This window comes from Micromonospora psammae, from assembly GCF_036902725.1.
In the GTDB taxonomy this organism is placed as follows: Bacteria; Actinomycetota; Actinomycetes; order Mycobacteriales; family Micromonosporaceae; genus Micromonospora.
The window spans coordinates 105145-123043 of the sequence record NZ_JBAKHM010000002.1; the positions used below are offsets into that span (position 1 = coordinate 105145).

14 protein-coding genes and 1 pseudogene are annotated in these 17899 nt (G+C 70.0%); 4 read left to right on the forward strand and 11 right to left on the reverse strand.

Annotation, left to right across the window (positions count from 1 at the left end):
• Positions 1–394: 394 nt before the first annotated feature.
• Positions 395–3550: a M36 family metallopeptidase gene (locus V6U79_RS03750; RefSeq protein WP_334613485.1), complete on the reverse strand. Its 3156-nt coding sequence runs from the start codon at positions 3548–3550 to the stop codon at positions 395–397.
• A gap of 438 nt (positions 3551–3988) precedes the next feature.
• On the opposite strand from V6U79_RS03750, the gene V6U79_RS03755 reads away from it, so the two are divergent.
• The gene (locus tag V6U79_RS03755) at positions 3989–4459 is read left to right on the forward strand and encodes a hemerythrin domain-containing protein (RefSeq protein WP_334524012.1); all 471 of its coding nucleotides are present in this window, start codon (positions 3989–3991) and stop codon (positions 4457–4459) included.
• Positions 4460–4624: 165 nt separating this feature from the next.
• On the opposite strand, the pseudogene V6U79_RS29745 reads toward V6U79_RS03755, so the two are convergent.
• From V6U79_RS29745 to V6U79_RS03775, 3 genes and pseudogenes are all read right to left on the reverse strand, one after another.
• Positions 4625–5354: pseudogene (locus V6U79_RS29745) on the reverse strand (histidine phosphatase family protein).
• Between the two features lie 333 nt (positions 5355–5687).
• Positions 5688–6377, reverse strand: a complete 690-nt coding sequence (gene prfH, locus V6U79_RS03770; RefSeq protein ID WP_334613487.1) for a peptide chain release factor H — start codon at positions 6375–6377, stop codon at positions 5688–5690.
• Positions 6374–7573: an RNA ligase RtcB family protein gene (locus V6U79_RS03775; RefSeq protein ID WP_334613488.1), complete on the reverse strand. Its 1200-nt coding sequence runs from the start codon at positions 7571–7573 to the stop codon at positions 6374–6376. The genes prfH and V6U79_RS03775 overlap by 4 nt, the downstream gene beginning before the upstream one ends.
• An 812-nt stretch (positions 7574–8385) precedes the next feature.
• On the opposite strand from V6U79_RS03775, the gene V6U79_RS03780 reads away from it, so the two are divergent.
• A complete protein-coding gene (locus tag V6U79_RS03780) occupies positions 8386–9132 on the forward strand; it encodes a phosphotransferase family protein (RefSeq protein ID WP_334613489.1) in 747 nt (248 codons plus the stop codon).
• Positions 9133–9375: 243 nt separating this feature from the next.
• On the opposite strand, the gene V6U79_RS03785 is transcribed toward V6U79_RS03780, so the two are convergent.
• The 6 genes from V6U79_RS03785 to V6U79_RS03810 form a co-directional block, all read right to left on the reverse strand.
• Positions 9376–10362, reverse strand: coding sequence for a serine hydrolase domain-containing protein (locus V6U79_RS03785; protein WP_334613490.1), 987 nt, complete (start codon positions 10360–10362; stop codon positions 9376–9378).
• 253 nt (positions 10363–10615) lie between these two features.
• Entirely contained in the window at positions 10616–11842 is a 1227-nt protein-coding gene (locus tag V6U79_RS03790; RefSeq protein ID WP_334613831.1) for an RNA polymerase sigma factor, read from the reverse strand.
• Between the two features lie 2 nt (positions 11843–11844).
• Positions 11845–12219 carry a YciI family protein gene (locus V6U79_RS03795; RefSeq protein WP_334613832.1) on the reverse strand — a complete coding sequence of 125 codons (375 nt, stop codon included), beginning with the start codon at positions 12217–12219 and terminating at the stop codon, positions 11845–11847.
• A 178-nt stretch (positions 12220–12397) separates the two neighbouring features.
• Entirely contained in the window at positions 12398–12844 is a 447-nt protein-coding gene (locus V6U79_RS03800; protein WP_334524027.1) for a hypothetical protein, read from the reverse strand.
• A 996-nt stretch (positions 12845–13840) separates the two neighbouring features.
• On the reverse strand, positions 13841–14554 hold the full coding sequence (locus V6U79_RS03805) for a hypothetical protein (RefSeq protein WP_334524030.1): 714 nt from the start codon (positions 14552–14554) through the stop codon (positions 13841–13843).
• 236 nt (positions 14555–14790) lie between these two features.
• On the reverse strand, positions 14791–15573 hold the full coding sequence (locus V6U79_RS03810; RefSeq protein WP_334524033.1) for a hypothetical protein: 783 nt from the start codon (positions 15571–15573) through the stop codon (positions 14791–14793).
• Positions 15574–15993: 420 nt separating this feature from the next.
• Here V6U79_RS03810 and V6U79_RS03815 point away from each other — a divergent pair, with 420 nt between their 5' ends.
• Complete coding sequence (locus V6U79_RS03815) at positions 15994–16497, forward strand: HEAT repeat domain-containing protein (RefSeq protein WP_334613491.1); 504 nt, start codon at positions 15994–15996, stop codon at positions 16495–16497.
• 79 nt (positions 16498–16576) lie between these two features.
• Here V6U79_RS03815 and V6U79_RS03820 read toward each other — a convergent pair whose 3' ends face one another.
• Positions 16577–17338: a methyltransferase domain-containing protein gene (locus V6U79_RS03820; protein WP_334613492.1), complete on the reverse strand. Its 762-nt coding sequence runs from the start codon at positions 17336–17338 to the stop codon at positions 16577–16579.
• An 82-nt stretch (positions 17339–17420) separates the two neighbouring features.
• Between V6U79_RS03820 and V6U79_RS03825 the strand changes: the two genes are divergently transcribed.
• Positions 17421–17837, forward strand: coding sequence for a MerR family transcriptional regulator (locus tag V6U79_RS03825; protein ID WP_334524041.1), 417 nt, complete (start codon positions 17421–17423; stop codon positions 17835–17837).
• Positions 17838–17899: the final 62 nt, after the last annotated feature.

Here is a 17899-nt window from a genome sequence, read left to right on the forward strand (position 1 = left end):
AGCGTGGGAGCGGCGTCTACCGCAGGGGATGGGGCAGGCGCCAGGACAGCGCCGGTCGCGACGGCCATGACACCCACCGACGTGGCAATGGATTCCCACACGTTCACGCTGTAGGCCCCCCGATCGGGACAAGGTGAGAAGGTCGCCGCATGCTGGTCGCCTCGACCGCCGAACTCGCCGGCTCCGGCGGCGCTGGCACGCTGCTGCGAACCAGGCAGGACGAAGATCTGGTGCTGCTCGGAACAAACACGACGGTCACGAGCGATCGCGACGACATGCGCATCCTCATCTCACGTGGTCACCTACCTGACCCGCCGGGTGCCCGGTGGTGGCTGCCGCGGCAGCCACCACCGGGAGGCGGCAGGGACAGCCTGTCGGGCTCGGGGTCCCTATGTCATCTCGTGTCGGTCGCGGTGACGGTGAACGGGACCGCGGCACCGAGCCACAGTTGGCTCAGGATGTAGCGGGCCCCACTCGGGATGGTGCCGGCTTCGTCGGCGGCGGCGGACGCCGCCGATCCGATCAAGGCGCACGAGTCGTCGTAGAAGTACAGGTCGAAGTCGTACGGGGCGGAGCCCGCACCGCGTACCTGGACCTCGTGGGCGCCGTCGCCGAAACTGTCCGGCAGCTTCGTGACCCAGCCGTCCGCGCCCTGCGCCGGCGCCCCCGGCACCGCGCAGGTCGTCTTGAATGCGGTGGCGGTCACGCCGGTGGCGTCGTCGGCCGTGCCGGTGGACGGATTGCCCGCGACGATCACCCCGCTGTCGGTCACCGGCGCGTCCGGCGCAGACGGCGGCAGCGGCTCCACCCCGGTCGCGGTCTGCGAGAAGACCTGCAGTTCTGCGACCTGCACCTCCGTCTTGGTCTCGCCGAGCGCGGTGTCGGTCCAGAACCGCACGTACTGGGCCTGCACCGGCTTCGGCAGGGTGAACTGTCGGTAGTGCAGATCGGGTGCGGTGGGGCGGGGCGTCTGGTAGCTGAACGCATCCGCCCGGGTCAGCACGGTCTGCCAGTTGGCCCCGTCGGTGGATGTCTGCAGGGTGAACCCCCGCAAGCCCTCGAATCGGGCGGTGGCGAACGCGCTGACCTGCAACGATGAGATCTGCGCCGGGGCGGCCAGCTTGATCACGGCGTTGCCGGTGCCCGCCGCGGCCTTCCAGCTGCTCGCCTCAGTGTCGTCGATCAGCCGTCCGGCGCCGCTGGCGGTCGCCCCGGCGACGGTTGCGCCATTGGCCGCGGACGCCAGATTGGGCGCGAGCGTGAACCGCAGCGCTGAGGTCTTGCCGGCCGTGACCTTCACGCCAGGGAAGGTGCGCGAGCCGAACCCCTCCGCGGTGACGGTCACCGGGTACGAGCCGGCGGTCACGGGTGCGGAGAACCCGCCGTCCGCGGACGAAATGCGCAGCGGCGTGACCCGCGCCTCGAACACGCCGAGGCTGATGCGGGCGCCGGGGATCGGCTTGCCGGTGGCGGCGTTGACGACGGTGCCGGTCAGGGTGCCGTTGCGGGCCGGGTTCAGATGCTCGTACGACGGGGTGGGATCGGTGTCCTCGCCGCCGTCGGTGGCGGCGTGCAGGCCCAGACCCCGCTTGGCGAAGGCGCCGTAGACCGTGTCCACGAACGCCGCGTAGTCGGACCTGCCGTGGTAGCGGTTGTCCAGGGCGGTTCGGATCGCGTCGCGCATGTCGATGAAGGACGGATCAGACGGAGACAGCGGCATCGCGTCGGTGACCAGTCGTGCGGCCATCTCGCCGCCCACCGCCTCGCCGTAGCGGGCGACGAGGGCCTTGCGCATGTCCCACAGGATCGTCGTCCAGATCTCCCCGTCGGAGTGGACTTCGGCGCCGCCCAGGTCGTAGCCGATGTCGCCGAACCCGGTGGGGTTCTGGTCGTAGTTCCAGTTGCGGATGCCGCGGTGGGCGTTGCCGGTGGCGTGCTGGCCCACTACCGCGGTGGTGGCGAGCTTGTTGCCGTAGAGATAGTTCAGCGCGTACCAGTCGCCCCAACCCTCGCCCATCGATCCGGACTGGTGGGTGTTGAGGGCGTTGTCCTCGGCGCTGACGTAGCGGTTGGACAGCCCGTGGGCGTACTCGTGCTCGATGACGGACGCGTCGAAGTTGCCGTCCGCGTACGGCCCCTCGAACGTGTCGTTGATCGGCTCCCACAGGAACATGCCGCTCCATGGCGGAATGCCGTCGGGCAGGGTGAGCATGTAGGCGTTGTCCCGGCCGGTATAGGTGGGTGCCCCACCGCTGACCGCCCCGGCGTGCACCAGCCCGAGGATGGGATCCCCGCCCTGGCCACCGTTCCCGCCGTTGTTGGTCTGGAAGTTGCCCCCGGACTCGGTGAAGCCCAGCGCGCGGAACTCGTCGTGGATGCGGTTGTGGTGCCAGAACAGGTTGGTCGCCGCCGCGTCGAGATCCTGTGCGTAGCTCGGCGGCACGGTCTGCCCGCCGGTGCGTGTCCAGTTGGCCTGGTAGGCGTAGTTGAACTGGGCGGTCGGGCTCACCGGGCGCGGACCCTGGTCGGCGGGCACCAGGAAGTTGGAGTAGTTGGCGTACGTGTTCGCGTTGTTGCCGAACGTTGTCGGCCCCTCGAGCCCCGCCACACCGGTCGGGTCCACATAGCCCGACGGCGACTGCGCTGTCGGTCCGAACGACCTGACAACCGGAGTTCCGCCCGCCGCGGCCCCGGGGTGGTTCTCGTAGACGGTGCCCTCGGCATCGTGCGCCACCAGCGACGCCTGGTACAGCGTCTCACCGGTCGCCCCGTCGACGACCAGGTCCCACGCTTGGTCCAGCGCCTTCACGAACAGCACCCGGTAGGCCGGGCGAGCGCCGTCCCGGGTCGGAAACGCGCCCTTCTGGACGTAGGAGTCACCGGCGAAGGGACCCCTGGCGAAGACCTGGAACCCGGCGCGCTCCCCGGTCAGCTCCGCCGGGTAGCCGATGCCGGCGGCGAGCCGGCCCACCACGCCCTGCAACGCCTGCGCCGCGGACAGCGTGTGCGCGGCGACCGGCCGCCCGCCGCGGGCGGAGGTACCGGCGTAGGAGAGCACCCTCCCGTCCTTGGCGACCGTCACCCCAAGGCGGCCACCGCGCACCGCCCGCAGGCCGGCGTACGTCTGCGCGAAGTTGACCACGTGGGTGCCGGTGCCGACGAGTTCGTGGTCCCGTACGACGGTCAGCGCCGCCACGTCCGCCGCCGTCAGGCCGAACGCCTCCCGGTTGGCGTCGATGAACGATCGGGCCACCGCCACCGGCTCCCCGGTGCGCGGACGGGTGAGCCACCCGCCGTCCTTGCGAATCGTCCTAGGGGTCCCGAAGCGTGCGTCCCAGCTGATCCGCGTGCCCGCACCCGCGGCCGCGACCAACTTCTGCACCGCGGCGAGCTGCGCGTCCGTCGGTCGCACGGCTTCCGAGGTACGACGCACGTCCAGCCGGTCGGTGGTCGGTGACCCGACGTCGACGACAGCCGACGCCACCGAGGGATTCAAGGTCAGCAGGAGGGCGATCGCCGCCCCGACGGCGAGGGGTGAACGGATACGCATGGAAGCTCCTCACGTGCCTGCGTCGTGACGGTAGAAGCCCGTCACTATGGACATCGCCGCCACCAGCTCAAACGCAACGTGATCCACACGCCTGATGTTGCTTCGCCGAGGTAGCCAACTGGCGCATGGCTGCACGGCCGAGGCGAGCGGTTCATCCCCTCCCTGAGGGCGTTCGTGAGCCGGTGACCGTCGTAGTTGCGCGATGGTTGACGATGGGTGACTGCAGGTCAGGAGCCTTAGCCGAAAATGCCGCGCGGGCGCAGGCCGAGGGTGCGGTGAGGGCGGGCCCAGACCGTCCATCCTCGACCAGAGCCTCGGGACGCTTCATGGTAGGCTGCGCCGCAGCGTCGCGTGTCGGTGGCAGACTGTGTCAGGCATGGAGGCGCCGGACCGAAGGGATCACGACGATGATGACCGTCGTCCCTTCGCCCTCCACCTGTGAGTGAGGGCGAGAAGACCAGGCTCGTAGCCTGGAGCAAAGAGCTACGCGGCGTCCACGACAGGCTGCGGCAGGCACTGACCGTGACCCGGCAGGCTCTGGCCGACGGCGAGCCGGCGCAGCCAGCAACCAGAGATCTGCTGCTGTTTTGTCACGGGTTCTGCGCCGCGCTGACCGACCATCACGTTGGCGAAGACCGTGACCTGTTCCCTGCGATCGCCGAGCAGCACCCCGAGCTGCGCGAGACGCTCCACTACCTGCGGCAGGACCACTCGATGATCGCGCATCTGCTGGGTGGGCTGCAGGCCGCCGTGGCCAATGCCAGTCCGCCGGAGGAGCTGGGCCGGCACCTGGAGGGCATTGCGGCGATCATGGAGTCACACTTCAGGTATGAGGAACGCCAACTGCTGACAGTGTTGGAGACGCTCGCGCTGGACGCCGACCCCGATGCCGTGCTGGGACCCCTGTGACTGGACCGACGCACTCGCTCGGATCCACCAGCGGCCCGAGCACGGGCAGCAGGTTGTCCGTTTTCGGTGAGCATCTGCGGCCCGGCGTGCAGGGTGAAGCCTTGCACCACAGGCGGGCGACCGGGTCGGTCTGCGGTGCCGGGCTGCAGCGGCCTGGACGCGTCGTCACTTCTCGATGAAGGCGTCATTGCCCGTCCCTGATGAGAGGTGAGGGGTGGTGGCGAATTCGGTCAGGGTGAGGGTGCCGCTTGTGCCGTCGTACCGGGTGATCGACGTGTTCGCCACGGGCGTCGTCGCGACGATGGCGGCGATTTCGTCGAACCCCAGGTCCTCGATGAGGTGGCGCATCACCACGACCACGGCGTCGTGGGCCACGACCAGGACCCGCCGGCCGGCGTGCCGGGAGTTCAGCTCCGCCAACACGGCCGCCAGGCGGCGCGCGATGTCGCCGAACGACTCACCACCGGGGGGGCCGGTAGGAGAACTCTCCGTCGGCCGCGAGCCGGGCCGCCTCGGCGGGAAACCGTTGGGCGATCATGGCCGGGGTCAGCAGCTCCAGGTCGCCCATGAGCCGGTCGCACAGGCGATCGTCGACAGCGGCGGTGGGGCACGGCACGCCGAGCTGCGCCGCCGTTTCCGCCGCCCGGGACCAGGTCTGGCGGGCGCGGACGTAGGGGGAGCAGATGACGACGTCGGGCCGGGAACGCATTGGCAGGGCGGCGAGCCAGTGACCGAGGCGGGTGGCCTGCTCCCGTCCCAGCGGCGACAGCTCGATGTCGGCGTCTCGCCCGGTCAGACCGTGGTCGGCCAGCCCACGGGCGTGCGCGTCGGCGAAGGCCACGTTCGCCAGGCTCTGCCCGTGTCGGATGAGGGTCAGCTCAGCGACGGTGTCCATGTCTCCATCGTCCGTGCGAGGGCAAGGCGAGGTTGGTTCGCCAATGAGGCACTGTCGGCCTTCGGGGAGCTCAGCGAGGACTTCCCGGTCGAGTCGAAGAGCTGCCAGATCCGGGCCGTGCCGCTCGCGACGGGTAGGCATCCCAGCACGAGGCCGGGCCAGTCGCACTCGGCCACTACGTCCCCCGGTGCGGTACGCGACGCCGAGCAGGGTCCACACGGCCAAGATCACGACCAGGACCGGAATCTGATGCCTGGCCTGATGCTTACGCAGCGCATGGCGCAACATGCCACGGAGAAGCCGGTCCGGGCAATGGCTGTCGGGTGTCCTCTCCTAGCGCGGCGAGCGCGGCCGGGTGGACTGCTGCCGTCGCTGGCGCGTCCGTTCCTGCGGGGCCAGGTCCTGTCCCGACGGCTCCGGACGTTCGATGCGGGTGGGGTTGCCACGTTCGAGCTGATCGTGGATGCGCCAGCGGGCGGTGGTGACGGCGTGCCCTGCCGCCTCGTCGCCGTGTTCGATGCGCCGTCGCAGGAGCTGCATCGCGGTGCGGCGGTTGAGGCTGAGTTGCCGCTCGGTGTCGACCACGACGACTATCCCCGAGGGGCGGTGGGTCGCCCGCACCGCCGTGCTGGCCTTGTTTCGGTGTTGACCGCCGGGGCCGCCGGTGCGGCAGGCGACGATGTCGACATCCGCTTCCGTGAACGTCGTGCGCGTGATGCCGACCTGGCACGGTTCGGCGATGACATACCAGTTCTTTCGACCCGTGTTGGCCCGGTACGGGCTGGGGGCATGCCAGCACAGAGTTCCCCTCCACGAGGCAGCGAACGCCCCGGCGCCGGCTCCGGAGATCTGGACCAGGACCGATCGGTAGGTGCCGGGCCGGTCACCGGGAACGGTCTGGACCCGATGGGTCTCCAGATTCTGCCGTGTGGCGTCGGCTTCCAGGCGGCGCAGCAGCCGGGCCAGCGCCCAGGCACACTCCTGCGGGCCACGCCCGGCCGACAGGAGCAGGTGGACACTCACCGCCGGCCTCGCTCGCGGCGGCGGTTCCGGCGGTCCCGAACGGGGGTGGACCCCAGGTCGGGCGTCTTGTACGTGACCAGGGGGACCGTGGTGGCCACGGGCGTGGCCAGATCGTGGTCGACGAGGTCGGCGATCACCTGCTCGATGCGCTTGTAGGCCGTCGGCGCCTCCTCGAAGAGCAGCTGGCGGTCGCCGCAGACCACCAGCGACCCCACCGGCGTGCGGCGCAGCTCTTCGACCGTGTGCTTGGCCCGGCCCCGGCGCAGGGCGTCCGCGCGCGACATCTTGCGGCCCGCGCCGTGGGCCACCGAATGGTTGGCATCGGGGCCGGCGTGGGCGGCCACCAGGTAGGAATGGGTGCCTCGCGTACCGGCGATGAGCACGTCGCGGCCGTCACCCGGCGCCGCCCCCTTGCGGTGCAGGTAGACCCCGTCGCGGATCTCGACCAGGTTGTGGCACTGGTCGACGATCGGCTCGGTGGGATCGGTCCCCAACGCATGGGCGACCCGGGCGGCCATCAGCCGCCGGTTGAGTGATCCCCAGCGGACGGCGTCGTCATGCATCGCCAGATAGTCGGCGGGATTCGGGGCCGGACCCGCGCCGTGGACCGCGGTGTGCGCCCGCAGGATCCGCTCGCCGAGCCCCCGGGACCCGCTGTGGACAATGAGAACGAGGTCGCCGGTGGCGAGGCCGAGACGGCTCGCGTGGCCCGGCTCGAAGACGGTCTCGATCCGCGCCAGCTCGACGAAGTGATTACCCCGGCCGACCGTCCCGAGGCCCTCGACGTGACCGGCGGGAATATCGCCCTCCACAACGGCCCAGGCCGGGTCGTCGGCATCCTGCTCAGGACGCAGCGCGCGGTCGAGGTCGGGGAACTGGGCGGCAAGTTTCTCGGGCACGGCGCGCTTGAGCTTGATGGGGAACACAGCGATGCCGCAACCGATGTCGGAGCCCACCAGGAACGGGTACAACACGGTCGACGCCATGGCGGCGCCGATCGGGGCGCCCTTGCCAGGGTGCAGGTCCGGCATGGCGGCGACGTGGATCATGCCGTCGAGTGCGGCGACCTGGTGGCACTGCGCGTGGGCATCGGACTCGATCCAGCTTGTGGGGGAAGCGAACACGGTGACGGTGGCCGAACCCGTGGCCGGGGTGGACCGAGGCAGGAACTCCTGCCGGAGGTGTCGCGGAGACACAGACGCACTCTTCTCTGAACGAGGATATGGACGGACGGCATGACGGCGCGGGTCGACGCCGTGGAGCCTCGGAGCAATGGGTGCTGTCCGTCAGAACGTCATGACCACCACCTTCCCTGAGTGCACCGCGGGCAGCAAGCCGTTTTCGGTGGTACGGGCCCGTATGCCTGTGTGCTGCGCCGTCCACCGATGTGCTCGCGCTGCGGACACGTGGAGATCAGGGCGTTGCATGCACTCTTCTAGCCGCTGGTCGCGCACGAGCGAGAGGCTGGTGGCGACGACTGTTGGCTCAGGCGCAGCCAGGCGGGGCAATGCGACGGTGTCAGATCTCTCTGAGCCGCTCGGCTACCGGCTCATCACCGGATCGCCGCTGGTGCGCGCTCGGGTGTTCGCCTTCCTGGACGAGGAGCGCGGCCACCCGGTCCTGCGCGTGCGCGGCAAGGTGCAAGGTCGTACTCGTCCCACCGCCACCCGCGGTGGCCCGAGCCATCGACGGGCCGTCGACGATTCGGGCGCGCCGAGGCATGGGCCAAGGGTGTGCGACGTGCAACCGGACGGCTTGAGCACAGCCGGGTCATGCCGACAGCGCGCGCTCGACATCGTCGGGACGACAGTGTCGGTCGCGTCGAGGTCACCGACCGCGACGACATGCCGCTTGGACTTCACGATGCAGGTGCCGAGGCCCGGCGGACCGAGGCAGTGCTCGACCCGTCAGCGGTCGGTGGCGCGGATGAGCGCCGGGCAGCGGGACGCGGCCAGCCGCGTAGTCGCACGCGACTGAGCCGGTGACGGCGGTGGTCATCCCCGCGATAATGGCCGACGTGGAGAAGGTCGAGGTCGTCGTCGCCCATCACGAGCGCGCGACCTTGCGGGTCGGTGACGTGTTCCTGAAGATCGACGCTGATCAGACGCGCACCGACGTCGAGGTCGAGGCGATGGCTATGGCGCCGATCCCGACCCCGGAGGTCCTGTGGCGGAAGCCGCCCGTACTCGCGCTCGCCGCCCTCCCAGGGACGGCACTCGGCCGCCTCGGCGAGCCGTCGACCGCGTCGTCGGCGGCGTGGGCCGCGGCGGGTGCCGCCGCACGGATGCTGCACGACGCGCCGCTGCCGCCATGGCCCGGTCGGAGCCTGGACGAGATCGCATCGCAGCTCGACGGCGAATGCGAGTGGCTGGTCACGAATGGCGTCCTCCCCGCCGACCTGGTCACGCGCAACCGCCGAGTCGCCGAGGCTGCGCTCCGGCTGTGGACACCGGTGTTCACACACGGCGACCTGCAGATCAGCCACGTGTTCGTCGACGTGGACGAGATCACCGGCGTGGTCGACTGGTCCGAGGCGGGCCAGGGCGACGCCCTGTACGACCTCGCCAGCCTGACGCTCGGACACGAGGAGCACCTTGGCGACGTCGTCGCCGGCTACGGCACCCACGTCGACCTCGACGTGATCCGCGCGTGGTGGTCGCTGCGAAGCCTGCTAGCGGTCCGCTGGCTGGTCGAGCACGGCTTCGACCCGTCCTCGCCAGGCTGCGAGGTCGACGTGCTGAGATCCCCGATGTGAGGCTGCACGAGGTCGGTGGCCGCGGAGGTGGCGGGCTTTCGCCCGCGCTGATCTGCCGGTGGTCGTGCGCCGGCGGTGCAGCGGCGAGGCAAGCACATCCGAGCGTGACGACAACCGGATGTCGATCGGGTGCCGTGGCGCGGACGCTTCCGGCGAACGCGGAACGGTCCCACCACACGCGCCAGGGGGTGCCGGGTCCAGAGTTTGCTCCGGCGCGGGGCTGACCGGCGGGCGCGGCGTCGGTCAGGCCAATGCGGGGAGGATGACCCGCTCCAGCACCGTGAGCGGGGCCCGCCACTGGTCGGGGTCGTCGTAGTTGCCTGCGGTGATGGCAACCGCGAGGTCCAGGTCGGGCAGGACGAACAGGCGCTGGCCGCCGTTCCCGATCCCCGCCACGAGCCGATGGCCCGCGATGGATTCGAGGTACCACTGGTAGCCGTACTGGGCGCCCCAGCCGGTCCGGAGGCGTGGCTGCAGCATCGTACGGATCCAGCCGGCGGGAACGATCCGCTGACCGTTCCAGGCTCCCTCGCGAAGCACCAGTTCGCCGAGCCTGGCCAGGTCGCAAGGTGCGAGTCGCAGCCCGGAGGCGGCGGAGGCCACCCCGTCCTCGCCGGTCATCCAATCGAAACGGTCGATGCCCAGCGGCCCGAACAGCACCGCCTGCCCGTACTGCGGCAGCGTCTGCCCGGTGCCATCAGCGATCAGACGGCCGAGTAGGGCCGTGGCACCGCCGCAGTAGGCCCATCGGGTGCCGGGCGGCTCGAGGATCGGGCGCTCCAGAATGTACCGGTACCGATCCGGGGCCAACTCCATCGCGATCTCGGCGTTGGCCGGGCTGTTGTACGGAAGATCTTCGCGCCATTCCACCCCCAACGACATCGTCAGGGCGTGCTCGACGGCGAGCCGGGCACGCTCGGGGTCAGCCGCCAGATCGGGATACTGCGGGAACCGCTGCAGCAGCGGCTCCGCCGGCGCCGGGACCAGCCCGTCGCCGAGCGCGATGCCGTACAACAGCGCGGTCACACTCTTGGTGACCGATCGGATGTCGTGCAGAGTCTCGGGCCCGAAATCCACGACGCCCAGCGAGTCGCCCCAGGCGAAGTCCTCGCCGGCCCCGTAGTACTCCAGAAGGCTCTGGCCGCCGCGAAACGCTGCGACGGCGTGCAGACCGCCGACCTGGCCAGCTCGGAGCACTTCGTCCAGGCGGTCACGCAACTGCGTTGTCACATGATCCTCCCGAAGGGCGTTAGCGGCCAGCGGAACACCTCGCTCGTTATACCGGAATCTGCGCCATGCAGTGGCCCGCCTGAGAGCCTCCACCGCGGCGCGAGATGCCGCCGTACTCCGCATCTGCCGCAGCACAGGCGCGCGCCGGTGCTGGCAGGTCCGTCATCCTCGGTAGCCGCCTCCGTGGCGCATCCGGTGTGGGAAGGTCCGGAGGTGCCGAGGCCAGTGCGCCAGGTCGCGTTGGGCAGAGGGACTACCCGAGCTGGTCGCGGCGGCGTGTCAGGTAGGCGGTCTCGGCGGTGTTGCCCGCCAGCTCGATGGCTTTGTCGTAGGCCGCGCGCGACTTCTGGCTGCGGCCCAGCCGGCGCAGCAGGTCGGCGCGGGTCGCATGGTAGGCGTGATAGCCGGCCAGGTCGTGCTCAAGCCGGTCGACGGTTGCCAGCGCCACCTCCGGCCCGTCAAGCTCGGCGACCGCGATGGCCCGGTTGAGGGTGATGATCGGCGAGGGGTCGAGGCGGACCAGCTGGTCGTAGTTGGCGACGACCTGTGACCAGTCGGTGTCGCGGACGTCGCGGGCGCAGGTGTGCATGGCGTTGATCGCGGCGAGGATCTGGTAGCGGCCCGGGGCCATTCCGGCGGCCAGGCGTTCGCGCACCAGCCGATGACCCTCGGCGATCAGCGCCGCGTCCCAGACCCCGCGGTCCTGCTCGGCGAGGGTGACCAGTTCGCCGCTCGTCGAGACGCGGGCCGCGCGGCGGGCCTCGGTCAGCAGCATCAGCGCCAGCAGCCCGGCCACCTCACCGTCGTCGGGCAGGAGAGCCCGGACGAGGCGAGTGAGCCGGATCGCCTCGGCGGTCAGGTCGTGACGTACGGGATCGGTGTCGTGGCCGGTTGCCAGGTAGCCCTCGTTGAAGACGAGGAAGAGGACGGCGAGTACGCCGGAGACGCGGGCCGGGAGATCCTGCGCGGACGGCACCCGATAAGGGATGCGAGCCGCCTTGATCTTGGCCTTCGCGCGGGTGATCCGCCGTTGCATGGTGGTCTCCTGCACCAGGAAGGCGCGGGCGATCTGGGGTACGGTGAGACCGGCGACCATGCGCAGCGTCAGCGCCACGCGGGTCTGCATCGCGAGCGCCGGGTGACAGCAGGTGAAGATCAGCCGGAGCCGCTCGTCCTCGATGGCGTCGACAGGCTCGGGCGGGTTGTCGTCGTACAGCATCCGAGCCTCCCGCTGCTTGCCGTCGCGCTTGTTCTCGCGCCGGATCCGGTCGATGGCCTTGCGGTTGGCGGTGGTGGTCAGCCAGGCGCCGGGGTTGGGGGGTACGCCGTCGGCCGGCCACCGCTCGACGGCGGTCGCGAACGCCTCGGCCGCCGCCTCCTCGGCGATGTCGAGGTCACCGAAACGCCTGTTCAACGCGGCGATGACCCGCGCCCACTCCTCGTGGTGGGCGCGGGTGATCGCCTCCCGGACGTCGACCACGCTCACAGGAACTGCCGCACCTCGACCTTCCGGTTGCAGTGCTTCGACCCCTCGCCGGCGAGCTTGAGCGCCACGTCGAGGTCGGGAGCCTCCATGATCCAGAACCCGGCGAGATGCTCCTTCGACTCCAGGAAGGGCCCGTCGCTGAACATCGCCTGTCCGCCTCGGTTGTCGATGACGGTGGCCGTGCTGGGTGCCGCGAGGCCACCGGCGAAGACCCAGTGACCCTCCGCCATGAGCCGGTCGTTGAACGCGTCGATGGCCGCCATCTCTTCGGCGGTGGCGGGGCCGGCCGCGTCGTGGATCACGGAAACCAGGTACTGCAGCCTTGGATCATCTCCTGTGGTTCGGGTCGCCCCTCGTGGGCGGCCGCTCATCCCTGCAACGAACGCCACAGCCTCGATCCGACAACTCCTCCCGTGCCTTTTCAAGACCTTTCCGGTGTGCCGGCCTCGCTGGTCCGAGGCGCCCTTGGAAACGTCCTCTCACGCAACATGTGCCCGCTCGTGCCGACGCGCGGTCGCGGGAAGCGTCGATCCCGGAGGGCTCGCATGCTCAGTCGAGCAACCAGCCGTGTAGTTGCCTGGCGTACGGAGTCAGGGCGAGCACCGCCAGCGCGAGCCACATCGCCGTGCCGATGACGAGCCAGCCGAAGGTCTTCCGGTCGCCGATCCGCCAGGTGCGGACAAGGGATGCCACCCCGGAGACCAAGGTGACGAACGCGACGGGGTGGACGAGCATCGCCACCATCCGGCTGATCTCGAACACCCACACCAGCGGGTTCCACAACGAGTCCGGGCCGGCTGGCGGCAGGGAGTCCTTCGGGTCGCCCAACCGTTCCAGGCCGGGGTCCAGCACAGCCGGGAGATCGCCGGTGCGCAGTGCGGCCACGAGCAGCACGCCGAAGCTGCCGACCAGGCACACCGCCAGCAACAGCAGTTGCACCGATACCACTACGCGGCCGCCGATTGAGGCGGCCGCGACCTGATCCTGTCGGCTCATCGGCGCAACGTACCCGCTCGCCGTCGACTACGAGAGCCCACGTCAGCGGGCGGGCTCAGTGCCTCCGTGAACGCACGGACGGCATCGCCGACCATCCGCTCATGCCGCCGACCGTGCGCGCGGCCGCGCCGTCGAGCCCGACGGCTGCCCCGGCGCCCTTGACAAGGCGAGCACTGCGCTCGTGTCCCACCTCCGCAACGTTCCTCCCGGAAACCGGGACACGCCTCTGCGGCACCGAATGCCTCGCGGGTGAAGCGGGCCCGGTGCTGGGCTTCGCTGGGGGAGACGTCGGTGGCCTGTCAACGTCTACAGCGAGGTCGCCCCGGAGCGACCGAGAATGCGCCCGAGCGCCTCGGTGACCAGTTCGGGAGCTCACCAGGGTTTTCACCCACGGACGGGCGGGGACGCGGGTCAAGAGGGGCGAACGCCGCCCCGCCGGACGACAGGGAGGCGACATGAGTTTGGAACGACCAAAGGACCAGGTCGAGAAGGTGGCTGGCCCCCAGAGGGCGCGGTTGGGCGACATGCCCCAGAACGAGCGGTCGGAGGCGGAGCGGGTGATGCAGCGAGACAAGGCCCAGGGCAGACGGCCCGGCGAGCACATCCAAGCGGATGCTCGGGAGGCGGGAGAAGACTTCACGAGCTGATCCGGCAGGTCGCGACGCCCCCGGTCCGCGTGCCGGGGGCGGTGCTGCACCCGCTGCTGCTGCAGAAGATCGAGAAAGGTCGTCACCACTAGCATTGCCTCCGAGGAGGCTGAGTCGTGGGAGCCGGCATTGCTCGGCTTCTTGGTCCTGTGGATAGCGCAGACGCCGTCCTCAACGGCCCCGCGTCAGACGATGCCCGCGGAGATGAGCTTGGCCGGTAGTGCCGCGGATCTACGACCAGGTGCTGGACGCGGTCGATCATGCCGCCCGAAAGATCGAATAGGACGACCCACAAACGCCTCGGTCGAGGCGTCGACCCGGTCGGGCAGACCTGCGGGCGATGGTGTCGTCAGGTCAGGAGACCCTCCCGCAGCTTTGCGCCCAGGTTGATCCCACCTACCGCCTGAGGGCTGCTCGGCTCGTGTACCTCGAGGGTGTTGTTGCGGCGCATCAGCTCACGGACCGGAGGTGGCAGCCGGGGCGGGTCGTCCATGGCTGCGAGAATCTGCCCTGCGCTCGTGATCAGTCGATCGACCAGGGCGGTCGCGTCGGTGTCCACCCGCACCCGGCCGTACTCCCAGCCGGCTGTGGTGAGGTCGAGCAGCTCGAACACGTGGGTCAGGAGCGGGTACGGGTCGGTCACCCGGTCGAGCTGGGGCGCCCGGCTGCCGACCACCGCGACGGCGGCGGCCACCTGCGCATACGGGTGGAAGCCGCACGGCAACGCGAACAGTGGCCACCGCAGCGCCGGGCCGGCTTCCTTCCACAACGGCCGGTAGTTCCGGCGGTGCACCAGGAGCCGTCGGCCAGTCCGTCGGTGTATGTCATGGGCCTGGGCCTGTAGGTCCGCGTGGGCTTCGTCGGCGACCTGGCTCACGATCCGGGCCGCCACCACCAAGCCGTCGTCACCGTTCAGCATTCCGGTGACCGCCTCAGCCTGCTCGGGAAACCGGACCTGCGCGCCGGCGCCGTACCGGTGCTGGACGTCCCGTAGCAGCGCCTGCTGCCGCGCCGGATCGAGCTGGACCCGCCCGCCGCCCAGCAACTGCCGGAGCCAACGCATATCGCCTCGTTTCAGCAACCGTCCCGGATCGCGGCAATGCTAGTGCGTGGGACCTCCCTCATGCGGTGATGGGGTGGCTGAGCGGTCTTCGACCTTATGGTGGTGCACGCGCATCCGTACGACGAGGCGACGAGCACGGCGGCATCCCTTGTCCAGTAGGCGCGCGGACGAGGGCCCCGGGTTGATGGCCCGGCCCCAACCCAGTCTAGGTAGGGCCGCTGTCAGTTGAGCGGGATTCAGCGTGCCGCGCCGCCCGGTCGACCTGGGTCGGTCCGGGAGGGCCGGTGACCGACGCGCGGAGCGCGTATCACGGAGGAGTTGCCAGACGCCGGGCGGAAACCCCGCGCCGCGTCGGCCACCGTGTCGTCGGGATCGCGCTCGAGAGCCCGCCGGATGTGCGGCGGGAGGACCTCGGATGTTGCCATCGCCAGCCGGACCTCCACGGAACGGTCGTCAACCAGGCGTTCCAGATCCGCCTCGTCCAGCTCGACCGCGCGGACCAGCGCGGCACGGACGTCGACCACGGGGTCCTGAGCAAGCGCGCTGCGCTGCTCGGCGGTGGTCCGCGGGTTGCGGGCGACCCCCTTGCGTACGCGTGCGGTGCGATCGGCCATCAGGGCGGTGATCACGTCGGGGTCGTGGGTGTGGGTGGCGAGTCGTTCCCGTACCTCAGGTGAGACGTCGTCGATCAGCCTGGCGGCCAGGTCGGGCTCCAACTCCCGCATCTCCGCGAGGAGGCCACGAAGCTCCTTGTCGGGCGCCTCCGACATCACCCGGCGAACCGACTCGTCGCACGCCGGGTTGCCGGCGACCGCCCAGCGGACCCACCGGTCGGCGTCTTTGACCAGACGCAGGAGATTGGCGACCGAGGTCGAAGGGTTTCTCGCCACCGCCTCCCGGACCTGACGATCATGGTCCCGGGTCAGCGGTCGCAGTGCCTGCGCGGGTGCGTCGGTCCGGGCCGCGACCGCCTTACGGACCACGGCCGACGGGTCGGACGCCAAGTCGATGAGGGTCATCTGTGGCGTTGCGGGGTCCTGCGCGAGGGCGAGCCGCGCGTCGGCGGCCCCATCGGGCGCGCGGTGGGCGGTGGTACCTGACCCGCTGTGACGATCAGGCCCGTCGACGTCCTGCTGCTTCCCCATGGGCGCAATCATGTCACGGCCCGACTGGGGCAGCGCGAGCCTGACCAGCGCGTTGACGATGGTCGAAGCGCTACCGCTCGGCGGCGCGCTTCGGAGTGGCACACCTTGATGTCTTCATGACGGCGGACGAGGACGGAGGAGATCGCCCGGCGCTCGGGCCTCGTGATCGCGGGACCCGTGCTGCCGAATGGCATGATCGGATCGATCGGGCGTACCGGCACCAGACGGGGAAGCAGGTTGGGGATCCTTGACAAGTCCCAGGAATCGGCCCTTGGAGATTTTCTGCTTGGGAGAATGTCCGAGGCGAGCTTCGTGGCGGCCTTCGGCGTGGATCCCCGAGTAGACGAGGGATACCTGCCTGAGCTGCTGGCCGAGGCGGTGCGTCGCCAGGATGCGACCCTCGTCGAGGCCGCCCTGAGCTTGATGTTCGCTTTCGACCTGCTCGGTCCTCGGTACCTCGCGGTGCTGTGCGACCTGCTGGTGGCCGACTGGCACCACGACCACGAAGACGTGGCGAGGGCGCTCCAACAGTTGTCTGATCCAGCGGCCGTGCCGGCGCTGCGCCATGCCTCCGAGCTGGATCTGCCGTACCGCGAGTACGACGACGTTCGCGCGCTGTCCCGTAAGTGCATGTGGGCGCTCAGCGACATCCGTACCGAAGAGGCTGTCGCCGCGCTAGAGGCGCTCTCACACTCAAGTAACAACTCCGTCGTTCGAAACCTCGCGGCGTACCACCTGGCCAAGGTCCGCAACGGTGAGCCACCGTCCCGAGTGAGCCGGCGTCTCCGCGAACGGTAAGGCGTCGGCCCAGAGCCCGACTGTGATGCGGGCCGGACGAATTCGGCTACAGCGTTGGCGTGGTCGTCGCGCGTCAGGGTCAGCGGGTGGCGGCGGCCAGGAACATGGGGACGGCGAACATCAGCCGGCCGCTGGCGGCGCGCCGGGTCTGCTCTCTGACCCACGCCTCGCCCTCCTCGACGCTGATGGCGCCAGTTTGACGGGCGGCGGCAGCGTGTCCGGCGAGCAGCGGCTGCATGGTGGCGTCGGTGAATATGGCGGTGTGGACTTCGACCTCGACGTCGTGAAAGCCATTGTCGAGCAGCAGATTGCGGTAGGCGCGGGCGATGCGGGGGTGCAGGATGGTGTCGGCGCGGGCGTGCACGATGCGGCGGGTCAGGTCGGGTTGGTCGGAGTCGATGACCAGGGCGTCCCAGTCCTGGCCGACCAGCACGATTCGGCCGCCGGGGGCGAGGACCCGGCGGGCTTCGGCCAGGGCGAGGGACGGCTCGGGCAGCACGTGGTACACCTTGTCGGCCCGGTAGCCGTGGGCCTGCCCGTCTGCCAGGGGCAGGTCGATGGCGTCGGCCGCGCGCAGGTCGAGGTCAGGGAATCGGCTGCGGGCCGCGGTCAGCATGGTGGGGTCGAGGTCGACACCGATGGCGCGGGCGCCGCGCCGGGCGAGTTCGGCGACGGCGCGGCCGGTGCCGCAGCCGACGTCGACCACTGTCGCGCCAGGGTGCAGCCGTAGCAGCTGGTAGCCGCGTTCGCGTAGCGTGACGGCGGCGGGCGTGGCTTCGGCGGCGTGGAGTGTCTGGATGAGGGTTTCGGTGTCCGTGTGGGCGGTGTGCGTCTCCGGCATGTGGTTGAGTCTGCGAGTTCAGGTTGACCTGAAGTCAACTCTCCTCCAGCTGAGGTGAGCCTGACGCCCGGGGGAGTTGTCGATGGAGTACTCGATCGGGAAACTGGCGGCCCGCTTCGGGCTGGCCCCGCATGTCCTGCGGCACTGGGAGGATGTGGGCTTGCTGCCCCCGGCGCGCCGGGTTGCGGGCCGCCGGATGTACGGCGCGGCGGATGTGACCCGGGTCGCGGAGATCCTGCTGGGTAAGGAAGCGGGCTTCAGTCTGGAGCAGTTGCGGGAGCTGTTCACCGCTCCGGATCGTGACCGACGGCGTGAGCTGCTGGGCGGCCAGTTGGCCCAGGTGCGGGAACGCATCGCCCGGCTCACGCTGTCGCAGACGCTGCTGGAACATGCATTGCGCTGCCGACACCCGGACTACCAGTCGTGCCCGCAGTTCCAGGCGATGATGCTCGCACGGCTGGACGAGGTCGACACGGCTGAGGCCCTGAACCACCACTGATCTTAGAAATGCGCGAACGCACTCCCATGCCGCGCTCAGCATGCTGAGGTGTCGCAGATCAG

Excerpts from the sequence above, each read along its gene's own strand:
- V6U79_RS03750 (WP_334613485.1), bottom strand. The coding sequence starts at position 3,550 with ATGCGTATCCGTTCACCCCTCGCCGTCGGGGCGGCGATCGCCCTCCTG.
- V6U79_RS03780 (WP_334613489.1), top strand. The coding sequence starts at position 8,386 with ATGGCCGACGTGGAGAAGGTCGAGGTCGTCGTCGCCCATCACGAGCGC.
- V6U79_RS03795 (WP_334613832.1), bottom strand. The coding sequence starts at position 12,219 with ATGAGCGGCCGCCCACGAGGGGCGACCCGAACCACAGGAGATGATCCA.
- V6U79_RS03800 (WP_334524027.1), bottom strand. The coding sequence starts at position 12,844 with ATGAGCCGACAGGATCAGGTCGCGGCCGCCTCAATCGGCGGCCGCGTA.
- V6U79_RS03805 (WP_334524030.1), bottom strand. The coding sequence starts at position 14,554 with ATGCGTTGGCTCCGGCAGTTGCTGGGCGGCGGGCGGGTCCAGCTCGAT.
- V6U79_RS03810 (WP_334524033.1), bottom strand. The coding sequence starts at position 15,573 with ATGACCCTCATCGACTTGGCGTCCGACCCGTCGGCCGTGGTCCGTAAG.
- V6U79_RS03815 (WP_334613491.1), top strand. The coding sequence starts at position 15,994 with ATGTCCGAGGCGAGCTTCGTGGCGGCCTTCGGCGTGGATCCCCGAGTA.
- V6U79_RS03820 (WP_334613492.1), bottom strand. The coding sequence starts at position 17,338 with ATGCCGGAGACGCACACCGCCCACACGGACACCGAAACCCTCATCCAG.
- V6U79_RS03825 (WP_334524041.1), top strand. The coding sequence starts at position 17,421 with ATGGAGTACTCGATCGGGAAACTGGCGGCCCGCTTCGGGCTGGCCCCG.